Annotated in this window: 12 protein-coding genes; 3 read left to right on the forward strand and 9 right to left on the reverse strand. The window is 39.6% G+C overall.

The genetic code is table 11. From position 1 onward, the window contains the following. Nucleotides 1-142 precede the first annotated feature (142 nt). On the reverse strand, nucleotides 143-1,501 hold the full coding sequence (gene creD, locus AC1EU2_RS09525; RefSeq protein ID WP_480298042.1) for a cell envelope integrity protein CreD: 1,359 nt from the start codon (nucleotides 1,499-1,501) through the stop codon (nucleotides 143-145). Nucleotides 1,502-1,702: 201 nt separating this feature from the next. Between creD and AC1EU2_RS09530 the strand changes: the two genes are divergently transcribed. Next, on the forward strand, nucleotides 1,703-4,366 hold the full coding sequence (locus AC1EU2_RS09530; RefSeq protein ID WP_480298043.1) for a hypothetical protein: 2,664 nt from the start codon (nucleotides 1,703-1,705) through the stop codon (nucleotides 4,364-4,366). 56 nt (nucleotides 4,367-4,422) lie between these two features. On the opposite strand, the gene creC is transcribed toward AC1EU2_RS09530, so the two are convergent. The 3 genes from creC to AC1EU2_RS09545 all read right to left on the reverse strand — a co-directional run bounded on the left by creC (nucleotide 4,423) and on the right by AC1EU2_RS09545 (nucleotide 7,732). Then, nucleotides 4,423-5,883, reverse strand: a complete 1,461-nt coding sequence (gene creC / locus AC1EU2_RS09535) for a two-component system sensor histidine kinase CreC (RefSeq protein WP_480298044.1) — start codon at nucleotides 5,881-5,883, stop codon at nucleotides 4,423-4,425. Nucleotides 5,884-5,888: 5 nt separating this feature from the next. Further along, entirely contained in the window at nucleotides 5,889-6,593 is a 705-nt protein-coding gene (locus AC1EU2_RS09540; RefSeq protein WP_480298045.1) for a response regulator, read from the reverse strand. A 227-nt stretch (nucleotides 6,594-6,820) separates the two neighbouring features. Continuing rightward, nucleotides 6,821-7,732: a helix-turn-helix domain-containing protein gene (locus AC1EU2_RS09545; RefSeq protein WP_480298046.1), complete on the reverse strand. Its 912-nt coding sequence runs from the start codon at nucleotides 7,730-7,732 to the stop codon at nucleotides 6,821-6,823. A gap of 114 nt (nucleotides 7,733-7,846) precedes the next feature. On the opposite strand from AC1EU2_RS09545, the gene exaC reads away from it, so the two are divergent. Beyond that, on the forward strand, nucleotides 7,847-9,367 hold the full coding sequence (gene exaC, locus AC1EU2_RS09550) for an acetaldehyde dehydrogenase ExaC (protein ID WP_480298047.1): 1,521 nt from the start codon (nucleotides 7,847-7,849) through the stop codon (nucleotides 9,365-9,367). A gap of 148 nt (nucleotides 9,368-9,515) precedes the next feature. Here the strand turns inward: exaC and AC1EU2_RS09555 are convergent, their stop codons facing one another. Next, nucleotides 9,516-9,782 (reverse strand): hypothetical protein, encoded by a 267-nt coding sequence (locus tag AC1EU2_RS09555; RefSeq protein ID WP_480298048.1) that lies wholly within the window; start codon nucleotides 9,780-9,782, stop codon nucleotides 9,516-9,518. Nucleotides 9,783-9,941: 159 nt separating this feature from the next. On the opposite strand from AC1EU2_RS09555, the gene AC1EU2_RS09560 reads away from it, so the two are divergent. Next, complete coding sequence (locus tag AC1EU2_RS09560; protein ID WP_480298049.1) at nucleotides 9,942-10,121, forward strand: DUF6435 family protein; 180 nt, start codon at nucleotides 9,942-9,944, stop codon at nucleotides 10,119-10,121. An 89-nt stretch (nucleotides 10,122-10,210) separates the two neighbouring features. Here AC1EU2_RS09560 and AC1EU2_RS09565 read toward each other — a convergent pair whose 3' ends face one another. The 4 genes from AC1EU2_RS09565 to AC1EU2_RS09580 all read right to left on the reverse strand — a co-directional run bounded on the left by AC1EU2_RS09565 (nucleotide 10,211) and on the right by AC1EU2_RS09580 (nucleotide 17,890). Next, nucleotides 10,211-10,738 carry a hypothetical protein gene (locus AC1EU2_RS09565; protein ID WP_480298050.1) on the reverse strand — a complete coding sequence of 176 codons (528 nt, stop codon included), beginning with the start codon at nucleotides 10,736-10,738 and terminating at the stop codon, nucleotides 10,211-10,213. A gap of 343 nt (nucleotides 10,739-11,081) precedes the next feature. Beyond that, nucleotides 11,082-12,320 (reverse strand): DUF1570 domain-containing protein, encoded by a 1,239-nt coding sequence (locus tag AC1EU2_RS09570; protein ID WP_480298051.1) that lies wholly within the window; start codon nucleotides 12,318-12,320, stop codon nucleotides 11,082-11,084. Beyond that, nucleotides 12,289-13,020 (reverse strand): penicillin-insensitive murein endopeptidase, encoded by a 732-nt coding sequence (locus tag AC1EU2_RS09575; RefSeq protein WP_480298052.1) that lies wholly within the window; start codon nucleotides 13,018-13,020, stop codon nucleotides 12,289-12,291. Before AC1EU2_RS09575 ends, AC1EU2_RS09570 begins: the two co-directional genes overlap by 32 nt. Nucleotides 13,021-13,150: 130 nt before the next feature. Beyond that, nucleotides 13,151-17,890 carry a beta strand repeat-containing protein gene (locus AC1EU2_RS09580; RefSeq protein WP_480298053.1) on the reverse strand — a complete coding sequence of 1,580 codons (4,740 nt, stop codon included), beginning with the start codon at nucleotides 17,888-17,890 and terminating at the stop codon, nucleotides 13,151-13,153. Nucleotides 17,891-18,138 lie beyond the last annotated feature (248 nt).

Below are 18,138 nucleotides of genomic sequence, written 5' to 3' on the forward strand. Positions count from 1 at the left end.
TTATAACAACTATTTATTTTCTTTATTACAATCAATCACTCTTTCTAGTAACGTTTTGCGCAGTCGTTTTCGAATGATCTTTTTTCTATCACTCCTCTGATTAAAGAGGTTAAAAACAATTTTATTGTTTGCTTTACAACCTTTAGCGCATCCAAGCATCATTAACCTCATCAGTCACTTCTTCTAACTTTTTCTCATTTTTCTCATTACGCTCATACCAATCAATATGTCGTGTTAACACCATCACCAAACTCAAAATAACAAAACACAGTAAAGTTCCCATCAACAATGCATAGCTTTCAGCTTGAAGCAGGCCGAATAACATTCCGTATAGTGCGAGCAGTGATGAACCAAATACGACACCGTGTTTTGATTGTTGTAACACTCCACTGACATAAACACTCAGTAATACGGTCGAAGCTATGGCTGAAACAACATACGCCCAATTAAAGCCAATATGCTCACTTAAAGAAATCAATAAAAGATAGAAAAGTGCTAACGCTAAACCAACAAATCCGTATTGAACCGGATGCACAGGTCTTGCCTGAAATAGTTCGAATAAGAAAAAACTAGCAAACACTAAGGTGATGACCAATAACGAGTAATTAACCGCTCGATGAGATTTTAAGTAATGATCGACTGGCGCAATCAAATCTACCCCCATTTGACGGTCCGATAATTCATGGCAGGTATCATTTGCGGTAAAACAGTGCGAAAACAACTGTGCGATATTGGTTGAAAAGTTATTGCTCGTCCATTGTGCACTGAACCCCGTTTCAGACACGTTTGATGTAACTGGCAAGTAATGCCCGATAAAGCTAGGATGCGGCCAAGCAGAGGCAAGTTCAACGGTTGAACGATTACCAATCGGGGTAACTTGCAACTTTCCCATGCCTTGCAATAAAAAATTGAGGTCGAAGTTTAATGGTTTGTCTAACGCTAATGACTCTAATGCCAATTCACGATGAAACCCTTGAGGTATTTGATTAATGCTCGTACCTGGAGAGAATTCGACGCTAGTACCATTCAGATTCATATCATCAAATCTTATCAACCCTCTGCTGTCTTTAACCCCTACAATGAGGCTAACGCTGTTAATTTGGTGGTTACGTAAATCCTCAATGATTTTCAAATTAAAGCTTCCTTTTAAAGCAGTCTGAGCTTTAAACAGTTGCGCGTGATAGATGCCTCGATATTTTTCGAAACTGTCAAGCTCTCCCTTCATCTGAAAAGCATTCGGTAAAATGATTTTTTTACCGTCTTTACGAAACATTTTATCGTCATGAATACTCATTTCGGTGTAATCCACCACGATGAATGGCCCAACGATGTTTTGCTCACCACTGCTACTTTTGCCGATATCATTTCTAACATCATTCAACCGATGTGAACGCTCATCGATTAAGTTACTTACCATAGAAACAGGAATTTGTAATAAGACAAGCAAAAGCAGCACAAAACCGAATTTTGTGCCAAGTTGGTTATTGAGGATCTTCTTCATGTTTTCATTCTCCTTAATTTATGACTTAACAATAAATCAGTAAATTGGAGAACAAATGGAGCTAATGTGGAGTTTTTATGGAGTTAACTGTCTATATCTTAAAATTTATTAATTTTACTGGTTAGTCCGCTGAAATTCAGTTGTGTACCTATTGTCTATGCTTTAATTGAACAAATTATCTAATGACGATTGAAGTTAACAATGGCAACAATTGAAGCACTAACAGTTAATCAATTAGCTTCGTCGTTTTGCAATGAAGAGGCAACGAGTGATAATAATAACACTCGTTTTGAAAGCAGAGATGCAAAGTCAAAGCAAAAAGATAAAAAAGTAGAGTTGTTTTTTTCTTCACAAAGTTTACCTCGTGCTCCTGAAACATCAAAAAATACGGAAACAAAAAGGCCAATCAACCCCCACAAAATTTTAATCCTAAAAAGAGGCGCTTCTGAAAGCTCATTGTTCGAACATGAACGAATGGCAGGTAAAATAAAAGCAACCAAAAAATCTTTCTCGGATTCGTTAAAAAGAGTAAGAACCCGCCTTGAATCAATACCCGAAATGGCTGAGACAGAAGATGCAATCGAAAAACACGAAGTAAAAATGAACAAAGAGTGTGCTGAAAGAACAAAAAAAGCAGCTAAGAAAGCACGCCAAAAACTAAATCGACAAAAAAATAAATTAGTAACAGAAACTAAAGAAACATTATGTAGCTTAGAAGTAAGCCATACAAGTATGGAGCTACAAAACAAAGATGTGAGGCATAATGACCAACATTCACAGAGGGAAAATAACCGTATTAAACTTAAACAAAGAAGAATGCAATTAAGACAAGGAGGGAAATTAATCCCTGTAACAGAATCTGGTAAGTCTGCATATACACTATCTACTGAACTTCAAAAATTTATTCATCAAGATTTATCAGCACATAGTTTCACTGGAACAATCAAACTAGAGCTTGCAATTGATAAACTTTTTAATTTTTATGAGCAACTACTCTTTATTAGTATGGGAATTATTTCAGACACGGCTTATAAAGATGATCTTGAACAGACTGACTTGATGGATATATACATTTGCTCTGCTTTCGCATTTACTGCATTCGATAGATTCAAAAACCAATGTGAGAGACAAAAATCGTCCTATTCCCGATTAAGTAGGCTTCAGCAATATCGTGTAGCTGGATACTCATTTTGTTGCCTAGAAATAATAGATAAATTGTCAGCAAAACTTTCGAGCAAGTCTCAATTAAAATTAAACGAAGATACAAATTTACAGCACCTTTATATTTTAGATAAAAGTATATGGTTCCAAGAGAAAAAAAGAGTCTTTGAAGGTTTAATAATCTTAATTGGAATCGAGATCGCAAAACAAAGTGATTTAGATCTAGAGAAATCCATATTTGCTGTTAATGAACAACTCAGTTCAAAAATCTGGAATGATATCTTTTTACCTGAAGTTGAAACGTTTCAGCTAACTGACTTTGATTTAATTAGGCCTGATGAATATTGGCATTACAGGTTACGGTTTTGCACTAAATATCAATTATGGCGTGCTTTCGGTTCGCTAAATCAACAAGTCTTAAATATTAGGGTCAAAGGAGGAACAGCCTTAGCCAACTCAGGTTTTACACACACTAAAGAAATTATTCTGCATGTAACTCTTGAGAGAGTGCGACGTTTAAAGTTTGTATTTGAAGGCAATCATTGGGAGACAATAGAAATACAAGAGCTAGACTTTTTAATGAATGCCGTCTCTGGTGAAAAAATATTAAGTCATTTGAGTAAGCTTTATCACAAAAGTATCTCAACAGATGAAAACTCACTTAAGCTTCAAGATGCCGAAAAGCAAATAAGTGATGCAATAACATTGCTAACAACTTACGCTGAAAGAATCAAAACTTCAGCAATGCAATTTCGTGAATATGAAAAGAAGTTTTATGAGTGGCAACTTGAAATTGCGATTGAGCGTGAACAGGACTTAAAAAACTCCCAACTATCTGAAGCACAAAAGTTTCCCCCTAGGAATAGGAAAGCGAAAAAGCGAGGTAAACCTTTAAAAAGCAAGGTTACAGCAAAGGAGCCTTCCCTTGAAGCACCCTCTATTTCAAAGTTACCTGTTACATGTAAACCAACTCAAGTTGCTGTACCACAGCACCCACAAAGCTTACTGTATCGATTTCAAACCATGCCATGCGCTCAAAGACGAGCATTTGCCCCCAGCATTATAAAACAATTCAAGGAACAGCTGCAGAGAACAAAAGCATCATCAAGTGAAATATTTGAAATAAAAGTAGCCATTGCTGACTGTTGTTTACTGGAATTGGATAGTCAGTTCAACTTTATTCAACAATATTTCAGTTACATTAATCGATATCGACAGTTAATTAATGAAGACTTTGAAGGTGCTAGAGCGCTAGAGGACAGTTTCAAAACCTCAATAAATAATCTTCCCAAGCGTTATGAACAAGTAAACCTATTGACGACTGAATTTACTCGTTTAATGGGCTCAATTAGCATCAAAGAGAGTGAAAGTGAAGCTTCAGAAAAATCACGATGCCTTCAATTCCTAAAAAGTGATTTTGATAGAATTTCAAAAGATATTAATAGGTTACCAAATATTCAAAAAGAAATTATAAAAACATATAAAGAGCGGGGTATGCGCATAAGGCAATATTTCGCTGCATCTGGTTATTATTTTGATAAAAGTAAACCTTCACCAGCTGCAGTACAACTCAAGAAAAACATTGACTGTGCAGTTGAAGCATCAGTAAAGTTTGAGACTTTCATGGAAACTTTAAAAAGCAAAGCAGATCAACTTAAGCTGCAATATTTTGATCGAATTCAAATTGCAGATAGAGAACTTTGATTTTCACTCTTAACAACTTAATTCTTATTCTTCGAAAACCTTACTTTGAAGATTTCTTAGGCGCTGCAACTTGTTTTGTTTTGATATAAAAATTTCAAAGTCACTTTTACTCCCTGCTCCACGTTTTCAATTTTCAATGAGCCGTTATGCAATTTAATCACTTGCTCAACAAAATTAAGCCCTAAACCTGTACTCTTAGCCCCGTTATCTCGAGCTAGAGAATAAAATCTTTCAGTTAAACGTGGCATTGCATAATCAGGAATATGTTGGCCGCTATTAAAAATAGTAAGCTGCACATTTTCATTAATCAACTCAGCATGCCAGTGAATTTCACCAGAATCATTGGCGAAGTCCAACGCATTATCCATCAGGTTAAATAGAGCTTGTTTCAGAAAAAACTCATCACCTGACACCTGAGTTGTTGTATCAATTTCTGCAATACACTTTATTGACTTTGCAGTTAACCGACTTTCTGACGCACTGATGATATCGGCAACTGTTTGTTGTAGTGAAATAGGCGCAGATACATCTAACTCAGGCTGTTTTTCTAACCGAGCCAGTTCTAGCAGTTTATCAATTAAAGACTGCATCCTGTCGCTTTCACGCTCAATGTTATTGGCAAAACGCATGACCTTTTGTTTTGGTAGCGGTGTTTGTAAAATTTCGCTGGCACCTTTAATCGCAGAAAGCGGACTTTTAAGCTCATGAGTCAACGTTTGAACGTATTCTTCAACGTATTGTTTACCATCGAGCTGATTTCGCATGTTTTCTAAAGAATTACTGAGAGTTCGGTATTCATAAAAGATTCGAAATGTGGGCTTTTCAGCACGCTCCCCCTTACCCATTTTTGTTGCGTAATGTTCAAGTTTGTTAAGTGCAGAGTGTATTCGCCAAGCAAACAATGCTCCTACAATCAGTACGAGTACACTCATAAATAACAACCACAACCAAACATTACGTTTGGATGAGTCAATAAACGGCTGAACCGATCGGTTCGACTTTGCAACAGTAACGCTACCGATAATTTGCCCATTATGATAAATCGGAGCCGCTACGTGCATCACTGTCGACAACGGATCTTTAGGGTCTTCTATGCTGCTGCGAGCACCATATTTTCCACGTAATGTAAGGTAAACATCGTTCCATTGTGAAAAGTCTTGCCCTATATCTTGCTGCCACGAGTCTGCAATTACAATTCCTTGTTTATCAGCGATGTAAATTCGATGATTGATGGCTTTTTTACCAACGTTCCAAATACGGGCTTGAGGCTCGCGCTTGCCATATGCAGTCAAAAGTTTCGAAAAACGACTTTGCGATAATTGACCATTTGCCACGCTTTCTTGCGCTAACACTGCCAGTAAATTTGCCATATCCACTAAGGTTTCTTCAGTGGTTTGCCTTACTGTGGGTTTGAGTTCTTGAGTGATGGTCTTACTGACCATGTAAGCCGTAAAGCCTACGAGTACAAAATAAAGCGTAAATAAACGTAATCCAAGAGGAATTTTAGGCCACTGCATTCAATTTATCCCTGAGTATTGTTGCAGTCAGAGCTATAGAAATAACCAAACCCACGTTTGGTTTGAATACACTCAGACCGCCCAAAGGGTTTTAATTTATTGCGGATTGCTTTTATGTGGGTATCAATATTTCGTTCATACGATGCTTCTGGTGCCATATCAGCGGCTAACATCAATTGCTCACGGCTCAGTACATTGGCTGATATAGAAATTAATTTATTGAAGATTTTAAACTCAACAGCAGTCAGACCAACCGCCTGCCCTTTTATAAAATAATCGTAATTATCGGCAACAAGTCCATCGTTATGACTAGCTTGAATCGGCGCATTATTGACTGTTACCCCTCTAGACTTAATTCTCAGTTTAATGCGAGCTAACATTTCCCTTGGGCTAAAAGGTTTTGTTACGTAATCATCAGCACCAATTTCTAAACCGACAACTCGATCAATTTCATCATTGCGTGCAGTTAAGAAAATAATGGGTAAATCAGAAAACTCACGAATAGCCTTACAAAGCTCAAATCCATTGCCATCGGGAAGACCAACATCGAGCACCAATAACGCTGCTGAATATTGCTTTAAATAGGTGAGACCTTCACCTGCTGTAGCAAACCACTGCACTGTATAACCATCAGCTTCTATGACATGAATTAAATTTTCCGCAATCGCAGGTTCATCTTCGATAATAACTACGGTTAATTGCTCACCCAATGTTGAAACTCCATTTTTTTAATTTTTTTGAGAATGAGAATATACCACGGATAATGCTGTATTAAATTCTTATACTTTCAAAAGACAAAGGTGTAAACACCATTACCAACTTTCTTAAGCAGAACTTAAACTTAGTTCATAAAAATTGAAGTCTTTTGATGCATTCAATATGAAGATCAGATAAACAAGCTCAAAGAAGGTCTTGAAATTCATTTTGTTAAAGACAATTAATTGCTTTTATACCCTTCCCTAAACTCACTCGGACTTAAACCGTAAAAGTTCCTAAAACAGCGACTAAAGTGGCTGGTATCTGAAAAGCCTGAATCAAAACACGCTTTAGTAATTTTATTATTTTTCTTGAGTAACTCTGCCGCTTTTTTCAGTCTCGCCTGTAATTGAAACGCCGCAGGTGTACAGTTGAAGTGAGTTTTGAACTCAGTGAAAAACTTGGTTCGGCTCATACCCGCGACCTTACACAGCTTATCGATATCGATATGAATGTCTAAATTTCGATGTATATAGTTAATGACGGCACTCAAACCGTTCGCATCTGGTGCAGCTTCGCTGTAGTCGAGTATAAAATTACGTGTCTGCTCTCTTAATAACCTTACCGTCAATTCAGTAATCGCCAAATCAATCATGTACTGTCTATCTTGATGATTCTCTGTGTACATCTGCACAATGCGATTTAATAAATGCTGAGTCGATGCCGCATGATTGATATGAAGTAGTCGATGATCATATTGCCAATGACCAAACTCACGCTCCAATGGGCTTGCTGACTCTAATTGTTCGACCACTCGATGAATGCGTTCCATCGATATTTCTATCGCAAGGCATGTAGTTGGATCATCAATTGAAGCTTCAGGGAAATCAATTTCTACGGTTTGATTTGGGGCAATAACAAAGGATTCATTGGGGAGAAAATCACTCTCGTAATTGGCGTTATCGTCGTGCATCACCTTTCTGCCACTAACCATTCCACAAAAAAGAAGTTGGTCAGATTTCAGCTTGACTCGATGAGCTTGCTCATAGGTATCATAAATGCCGAGTTCTGTTTCCGATGCAGTAAAGCTCAGCTTACTTTCAACCAATACCTTTGGATTATTACGCAAACTGGATAACTTTTCAGAGATCATTTCCGTGCCCTTTTGTACTGAGAGTCAAACATTGTGAACTTTCAGCAAAGATAATTCCATTTCTTGCCATTACGTTAATAAGAAAAGTCGACAATTACAATAGTAAGGACATCTATGATCTACTCTACTCCTGGTACAAACGGTTCCGTAATTCGCTTTAAAAATCAATATCAAAACTTTATTGGCGGTGAATGGGTACCACCTTGTGAAGGCCAATACTTCAATAACATCAGTCCGGTGAATGGAAAGTCATTTTGTGAAATCCCTCGTTCTTGCGCTAAAGATATTGACCTAGCTTTAGACGCTGCCCATGCTGCTAAAGACGCATGGGGTACTACTTCAGTGACAGAGCGATCAAACCTACTGCTTAAAATTGCTGATCGAATAGAGCAAAACATTGAATATCTGGCGGTTGCAGAAACGTGGGACAACGGTAAAGCAGTACGTGAGACGCTTGCTGCAGACATTCCACTGGCAGTAGATCACTTCAGATACTTTGCAGGCTGTTTACGTGCGCAAGAAGGTTCTATTGGTGAAATCGACGAAAAGACAGTTTCATACCATTTTCATGAGCCACTGGGTGTTGTTGGACAAATCATTCCCTGGAACTTCCCCATTCTTATGGCAGCGTGGAAGCTTGCTCCAGCCTTAGCCGGCGGTAACTGTGTGGTATTAAAGCCCGCTGAGCAAACACCAGCTTCAATTCTTGTACTGGCCGAGCTCATTGAAGACATCCTGCCTAAAGGCGTGCTTAATATCGTCAACGGTTATGGCGAAGAAGCAGGTCAAGCACTCGCCACCAGTACACGTATTGCTAAAATTGCCTTTACGGGGTCAACACCTGTTGGTTCACACATTCTTAAATGTGCAGCTGAAAACATCATCCCATCCACAGTAGAGCTGGGCGGTAAATCACCTAACATCTTCTTTAAAGATGTGATGGATCATGAAGATGAATACCTAAGTAAATGTATTGAGGGTGTCGTGCTCGCCTACTTCAACCAAGGTGAAGTATGTACCTGTCCGTCACGTTTATTTGTTCACGAAGACATTTACCCGAAGTTCATTGAAAAAGTTATCGAGCGTTCTAAAGCGATCGTACGTGGTAACCCACTAAACACCGAAACCATGGTTGGCGCACAAGCGTCACAAGAGCAGTTCGATAAAATCATGGGCTACATCGCCATTGGTCAACAAGAAGGCGCAGAAGTGTTACTTGGCGGTGAAGTTGAAACGGTTGATACCGAACATCAAAACGGTTTCTACATTCAACCAACACTGCTTAAAGGTTCAAACGATATGCGAATTTTCCAAGAGGAAATTTTCGGCCCAGTGATATCACTTTGTACCTTTAAAGATGAAAGCGAAGCCATTGAGTTGGCTAACAGCTCTGAGTTTGGTTTAGGCGCAGGTGTTTGGACACGTGATATGAACCTTGCCTATCGAATGGGACGTAAAATTGAAGCCGGCCGAATTTGGACCAACTGTTATCACATGTATCCAGCTCATGCGGCATTCGGTGGTTATAAAAAGTCAGGTGTCGGCCGCGAAACCCATAAAATGGCCCTTGAACATTATCAGCAAACTAAGAATTTATTGGTGAGCTATGATGTGAACCCATTAGGTTTCTTCTAGAGTTCTGAATTACGGCCTTTATTTGCACTAAGGAATAAAGGCCGAATAAGTAAGGTTTTCGATGTAGAAGCTCTGATATGAGAAGTAATAGGTAACACTGTTAACAGGAGCAGACTACCCACTATCGGCCAAAACTATTTAACTTCAATTAACGCCCAAGTGGCCCAGCATAAGTGTCACTGATACTGGTATCGTTCCCCACTTTACGTTTTGGTTTTTTGATAAAACGATCTTCTTGATTAAGATAAATGGCGAGGATTGCACCAATAAAAGGAACTAACCAAATAAACAGTAATTGATACACTCGCCGCATTTTATTTTCGAAATAGGTACGAAATACCACCACCGTAGCAATGAGATTGAACAGACTAATAATGCCTAGAAGTATGTATACATAAAGATAAACTTCATTCATAAACGAACCTCCTTGAGATAAGTTATGCTCACTAAAACGGATCCATTACATTTGCCCTTTCTAGTGATTTTTTGTTTTTATTTCAACTGAATAAATTAGTGAAAACCGAAACACACTACATAACGTATAACCTAGATATCAAACTAAAGGTTATTAGATATGTTTTCAATATTTAAACGAGATCCAATTAAAAAGTTAGACAAACTGTACGAACGTAAACTTGAAGAAGCCATGCATGCTCAGCGTAACGGCGATATAAAATCCTACTCAATGATCACGGCTGAAGCCGAAAAAATAAGAGTACAAATTTTAGAACTAGAAGCCTCTGAAAAATCATAGCAACCTGTTAAATGACTGATAGTTTCTTAGTAAAGTATCTGTTAGAGCAAAACTAAACTTAGTTTTAGCAGTCACGATTAATTGACTTGTTAATGACTGTTACACTGCACCTCAAAGTTTGACTTTTTTAATGTTACCAGCTTTAAATTTACCATTAAATTCATGAAAGCTATACCCACACCTGCTAAGTACCAAGGGGTAAATACGGGATCAGATGCTGCTTGCAAAATTATCCCCCATGATTCAAGTAGCAAAGGTTTTAAATTTGCCAAAGATACATCAGGGAAGTTGCCTCCAGTAGTCATTGTATAAGAAGCGAAGGCTAAAAAAAGGTAAATAAATATTAGGTTAAATGTAATTGATGGAATGCTCAAAAGAGACAGCCCAGGCCAAGACCAGTTGGATTTAAGTTTATTTAAAATGGACACTAGTACAAGAACTAATATAAGAGATACGGCTAAATAAACTTGATAAAGTGGGTCTGAAATTGGCTTAAAACCAAATAAGATCATCATAGTTATGTGATAGACAAACATAAGTTTAAAATCCAAGGATACATTGTTAGTGTCACCATCCTTATTTTGTTCATCCTGTTTTCTTTTTATTGATTTGAACATCTATAACTCCAAAAACAGTTAACATCCATTTGCCCTTGCTGGCAAACTGGTTTGGGGTTTAAGCCAATATAAATATAATATTGCTTGATTTGAATTGTTTAAGCTTAATTTTTGAATCACGAAGTGTTTGTTCTGCTCCGGCTACTAGCCAAAAGTTTTTAGCAATTTCGACGTAAAAGTAACCCAATAATTTTTCAAATCCTATTAATTCGAGCAACAGCCTGTTTTATAATGAAAAGTTATATTATCGTAATCTTTTAACTCAAGCAAAACGAGATTTAACATTTCGTGCGAGTGAAGCGTTCATAATGAAAAATCAATAATCTCTAACTGCCAAGAATCATTAAATACTCACTATCGTTGACAGTGACTGAGTTTGATATTTTCCTTTCTTAAGCCATTGTTTCCAGTCATACTCAAGTACACTTATTCCGCCGGGATACGTCGATAACAAGGCATTGATATCGAGAGCGCGGCATCTATTTTTAGCAAGACTTTTAAACAATCGATTTGCTAATCTTTTGCCTTTTGTTGTACTCATCAAGTAGTAAATCAATGAATGGGAGGCAGAATACATGGTTGGTCGCATTTTGCCTTTCCAATGCACACTATCTTCATTGGTCAGTGTGTTTAAAGAAATATTCCGTACTGAGCGATTTAAATACCAGTTGTCAGGTGTAATCACAGCGTTAAACCCATTTACACTGAGGTCTTCGAAATATTCTGCAAGCCCTTCATTTAGCCAGCGAGGTGTATTACCAAATAAACCTGAATTAATAACATGTACAGCCTCATGCAATGCAGTTGCTTTTGCTTGCCTTTGATTCTTATACCAAATTGCCGCTAAATTATGACTCGGACTGTAGAAGCCTTGGCTGGCTGTTACTGACGGAGCCATCGTGCTTTGGATGAGTTGATACTCTCGCTTAGAGTGGGCAAAGGTTAAATTGAGCTTTACCGGCTTTAAGTACTTTTTACCAATATACCCTCCCACTATTTGGTAGATTTTCTTCACCCCAATGGTAATTTCTTTCTCGAAGTTCATTGGCAATTGCCGATTAGTGGTAATTTCCAATTCGAATGGGTCTAACTCGATACCATAATGATCAAGAACTTTTATGTTGTCTTCGCCACCAAATAACTTATCAGAAAAATGAGAAACGCCATTATCATCAATCCAAGAAAATATTAAGTTACCTTCTTGTTTACGCTTTCGGGCTGCTACTTGCTCTATCGTAAGTACAGCATTGGTGCATGATGAGTTATGAACCTCAATGTAATCATTTCTGGGTACAGCTTGTTTACTTTGTTCAAGATGAGTTTCTATTGCAGGTAGTTTGATCTCAACATCGACGGTTTTAAAATCAAATTCATTAGATTGTTGTTCAAAAAAGTCTATCGCTTGTGTGACAAGATGCGTAACTCGATTATTGATCCATTTTCCTTGAAAGTGATCGACCCAAATAGCTATAGCAACGACTACTACAATAAACAAAATGTATCGAACTAACTTACTGTCCATGTTCCAAAAAGTCTCCGTGTTATTGATTTTATCGTTTACAAGGAACTTTAAAGTCGACATGGTAATGCTCGTCATGCCTCACCCATGATCGTCGTGTCGAAAACTGCACATGCTTTTTGAGGTAATGCCCATATTCAGTATCAAACAACTTAGGTTGTAGATTTGGGTCGAAAATTACCCTCCATAAATCATAGCCTTGGCTTTTAGCATTTTTATGAAGCGCAGTAATATGAGCGGCTAGAGCAACATAGTCGATGGTTAAGTTTTCATATCGGCCTTTTGCATCAAACTCAATGTCGTAACCGAACCGGTTTAATGGCGACGTCGACAAATGAACGGAATTGCTCTGCTCGTCAAGCATAGGTGTCATGAAATCCACCGATAATCCATTTTGATGCGTTTTATGAGGTTTAAATTTTCCGCCAGATTTAAAACCTGTTTCTGCATATTTGAATACTTTTTGGGGAAGTTCTGTCTTTAACTGCTGGTAGGACGAAAGAATGATGTTTCTCACCGCTGAGTGAACGTAAGTTCGACCTGCTAATCGTGCAATCCGGCTGTAACCAACAAAATTGTCCCCAGTGGCAGGCAGTTGTACACCATTCGTCAAACTTCCGTTTGCGGTTGAACCATAACAAATACTCGATTCAGCCTTTGAAGCGATAGGAATAAGTAGTAACAGTGTGGCTATTACACATAGGATCCGCTCTCTGTGTTTCCTTACCAATGCCAAATCTGTGTGGCTTGCAAAAAATTCCATATTTTCGTTCGGCAGTTATTATTGTTTAGAAATTAACAGAAACATCAAAATTAAGAAACTGAAAGCAAAAGAAAAAAAACCGCCTCAACTTTAACTTTGAGACGGCTTTATCATTACCACTTTGATTATGTTAAGCGAAGGCTAAGCCTTGTCTAATCTGTGAATTGATGTCATTAAATGCATTTGAAACTAACCCAGAAGCTCCAGTTAATCCACCTTGGAAGAAGTCAGTAACCCAAGGGTTGTTCGGGTCGAGTACTGAGCCATTTAAATGATCGACTATGCTTTGACCACCTGCAACCAGTTCTGAAAAGTCAGGTACTTCAAAACGGAAGTCAGTGTAGAACTGAGCATCATTTTCAGCCCAATAGTTCACAAGATCATTGTAAGCAATGCTTTGATCTCCAAACTGAATAATATCGTCAGCGCCGAAGCCACTTAGGTTCACTTCACCAAAGCTTTGATGATTGTTAACAAGGTTCAGTACATTATTTTCAAGGATTAAATTATCCAATGAAATATCGAAGTCTAAGCCTAGGCTGCTGATATCTAGGATATCTGCACCTTCAGAATCTTCGATACTAAAGCTACCACTGTCAGCATAGAAAGCGTATGTATCAGAACCTGCGCCACCTTTAGCAACTTGATGTCCAAAACCAGAAGCAAAGTAATCGTTACCTTCTCCACCTTCGAGTGTCAAAACGTTATCAGTATTAATCCAGTTACTGATTGCATCAATGTAATAGCTAGTATTGGCTTCAAGCAATGAGTTTAATCCTTGATATAAAATGCCCAGATCACTCGCTAAGCCTGAATTAGTCAGTAGATCAAGCGTTCCCCAACCAAAGCTTAAGAAGGCATCGTTACCTGAGCCACCTTCACCTTGTCCATCTGTACCAAAACTAAAGAAGACATCATTACCATCGCCACCGTCCATGGTGACGTTCCAGCCAACATTGATGAAGAAGTCGTCTCCTGCACCACCGTTAAGCGTGTTATCTTTACCGATGGCAATACCAATATCGTTACCTGCGCCTAGATTCAGTGTGTTCTCCATTCCAGCAACAACGGCAAAGTCATTGCCTTCACCACCGTTCACCAAGTTACTCTGACCTACGGCGTAAAGTGAATCATTGCCTTTGTCACCAAATAATTGGTTTTCACGGCCTAAACCGATAATAACGTCATCACCAGTGAAGCGGCTGTCGCCTTCTCCTTTTAGAGTGTTCTGATCACCAACGGCAAGAATGATGTCGTTATCCGCGCCACCAGAAATCGTGTTGGTTTGGCCGATTGCGGTTAAGGTGTCGTTGCCTGCACCACCACTGATCACGTTGGTTTGACCAATAGCAACAGCCAAGTCATCAGCATTAGCCCCCACTATCAAGTTGCTTGCACCAATGCCAATTAGGGTATTCGCTGCACCATCGCCTGCTTTAATGATGTTGTTATTACCAATTGCTACGGCTAAGTCATCGCCATCTCTATGGTTGATTCTATTTTGATCACCAATGGCAATAGAAATATCACGCCCAGTACCTGCGTCAATGAAGTTGTTTGCCCCTAATGCAATCATCACATCATTATGTTTACCGCCATACAATTCATTGTCTCTGCCACCAGCGAGTACAAAGTCATTACCATCATTACCGAACCAACGATTAGTCAGTCCTGCCACCAATGCCATGTCATTACCATCGCCAGACTGGACGAAGTTATTTTCTCCAGCGACGATCGCAGCGTCATCGCCACCACCCAGCAATACTTTATTCGTTTGACCCGCCACTAATGCCATATCGCCATTATCAGAAAGCAGATCATACTGAGTGTCTAAGTCGGGTAGATATTTAGACCAATCCACGCCCGGTATATTGGGGAAGTTGAACGACGGTAAAGAAAGCGTTTTCTCTTGCGAAGTCAGGTTTTCAACACCAATGACATCATGTAAGTCAAATTCTGGTGTACCAATTTCTGGGATTTCAAAATCTGGCACCTCATAGCCGTAAAAGTCTCTACCACTCAGCTTTTCACCAAGCAGTGAACTAAAGCCTGCAAAACTAAACGAGTTCAGGCGAAGGTTCGGTGCAGTGAGCGAACCGATATTGAAGGTCGGTAATCTAAACTCTGTTGAACCACGCTCACCCGAAGATTCAGGCGTAGTATCTATATCGTTATCAATGTGATCAAGCAATGGTTTAAAGAACTCAAAGTCTTGAGTCTGTTGACCGACAATGTAGTTAATACCCACTTGGTTTTGTTCAGTTGACGTTTGCCCAGGTAAATCCGTTAGATTAAAGTTGCCGTTTGCAAATATTGAAAAATCATTATTTGCAGCCGTCTCTGATGAGCTTCTTACCCACGCATCAATGTCTCCACCAATAAATGACGTACCTTGACTCAAGCCACCCAGCAATTGACTGAGTGCGGCGCCTGTGCCGTCGATACTGAAGTTGAAGTCGTAACTTCCTTCAATATCAAAATCACGAATATCCACATTCATATCGCTGAAGCGAGGCAACGTAATCGAAGGGATAGTGATGTTCGGAATTTGGAACTCAGGTGTCGAGAACGTCGGCAAATCAATGCTCGGTAATCCGTACTGACCGAGGTTGCCATAACGATACTCAAGATTAGCCCCTCTTAATTCCGGTGCATCTGGAATATCGAAATCAAACTGAGGCAGCGTAAGCGTTGGAATACTCCAGTCTGGTGTGTCTTGTTGTGAAAATTCAAGATCTGGGAACATCAACGCAAGCTGACCGCTTAAACGCACTTCAGCAGATGCAGTTAGCCCCAGTTCAAAATTACTTGCGTAATCACTATCAATATATTCACTTAGATTTGTGTTGTTAGAATAATCAAATGCGTACTGGCCACCATTTGGCAAATCTTCAAGATTAAACTCAACATCATTGTCCGTTGCCACCCAGTTATCACGTCCTGCGACTATGAGTAAATCTGAACCGCTGCCAGCTGCGACATAATTGCTTTCGCCAGCAACCAGCAGCTTATCATCGCCACTTCCTGCGAACACGACGTTAGTTTGTCCACCTACAATTGCAGTATCATCACCACCTTCAAGTAAGATGATATTCTGACGACCACCAAATATCCCAGTGTCATTTCCCCAACCTGTCGCAACGACGTTGGTTTCACCTGCAACTAATAGGGTGTCATCGCCACCGCCTGAAAGCATCACGTTATACTGGCCTCCAGCGACGATCGTATCTCGGCCATCAGCAGTAGACACCACGTTAGCTTGCCCTAAAGCGATAGCAAAATCATCGCCTGAACCTGCAATTTGAACGTTATACTGACCTGCCGCAAATAAACTATTGTTACCGTCACCTGCGAGCTGTATGTTTCCTTTACCCGCTGCAAGCATGGTGTCATCGCTGGTTCCTGCCCATTGCACATTTACAAGTCCTACGGCGGCGAGTGCGTTATCACCGTCACCCGCAACCTGAACGTTACCGACGCCACCCGCCAGTAATAAATCATCACCACTACCAGCAATTTGCACGTTGGTATTACCAATCGCAACAACAGTATTGTCACCACCACCGACAACAGCAACATTGTTCATACCGAACAAGCCCATAAAGTCATCGCCACCAGCAGAGAAAGCAAAATTATATTCACCAACAGAAACTAGATTGTTGTCACCATCACCCAGCAAACTGGTGTTGTACCGACCACCAACTGCAACATGATCATCGCCATTTCCGCCCCAAATAGCATTGCCATAACCTAGGGCATATATTTCATTACGACCATCACCAGCAATAATGGCGTTCGCACCACCGCCAGCGATGATGGTATCGTCATCATTACCTGTTTGAATTAAATTGCCACCACCAAGTGCTTTTACGACGTTATCACCATTGCCTGCAATCAAAATGTTCGCCACACCACCAGCCGTAATATCATCATCTCCAGATCCAGTAGCAATAAAGTTACCCGCTCCTAGCGCATTAATTTTATTGCCACCGTTACCTGCAAGTACAATGTTCAAACCACCAGCGGTATTGATGTTGTTCTGACCATCACCCGCAAGAAGAATATTCGCAACACCACCAGCATTAATGGTGTTATTACCGTTACCCGCTAAAACAAAGTTACCACCAGCAATCGTACTGATTTTGTTATTTCCATGTCCTGCAAGAATGGTGTTTGCTAGACCGCCAACACGGATGTCGTTATTACCATGAGCCACTTGGATTACATTTAGACCGCCTAGTGCATCGATATCATTATTACCACCGCCTGCACTGATTATATTAGCACCACCGACTGCTTCAATTCGGTCATTGCCCCAACTCCACGTCCAGCCAGTTTCAATAACGTTCGCACCACCAGCGGCGTAAATTTTGTTATGACCTGAATCATCTTTAATGTATGCCCCACCAGCGACAGAGCTGATCCTGTCATTACCTGTACCACCATTGAGTTTTGCATATAAACCGAACGCTCTGAGAATATCGTCACCGCTGCCTCCTCTCACGTCCGCATAAGCACCATAGGCTTTAACGGTATCATTCCCCGTTCCGCCGTCAGCAATCGCTCTAGCTCCCCAAACTTCGACATAATCATTACCAGAGCCACCATACGCTTCCGCGTTGAGTCCGTGCGCTCTTAGGGTGTCGTTGCCACTTTCGCCCCACAATCTTGCATCAGCCGCCCAAGCAACTAACGTATCGTGCCCTGTTCCCCCCCAGATTTTTGCACCACCTGCAATGGCCTCTAGATAATCATTACCACCGTGTCCCCACATTTGTGCTTTAAAATGAACGAGGGTTTTATGGTCATTGCCATTACCACCATCCCACTTACCTGTAAAAACGGTTCTAAAAAAGCTGAACAACCCCATATTATTCCCCTCGTTTACTTCGCTATCTATTTTTATGTAATTTCGCTAAGTAAAATCATTCAAGTTGTAATTAGACTTTAACCTATACAACACGATTGATAATAAATTGTTAAAAACTTATTTATTACATATGTAACATGTGAACAAAAAAGTATCCAAATATTTTTTAGAATATTAACTCTTATATAAATAACTTTTTTGAATATAAAGAGTGAGCCACTAAATAAGCATTAGTTAATATATATAAG

This window comes from Parashewanella sp. 2304DJ23-3, from assembly GCF_056591695.1.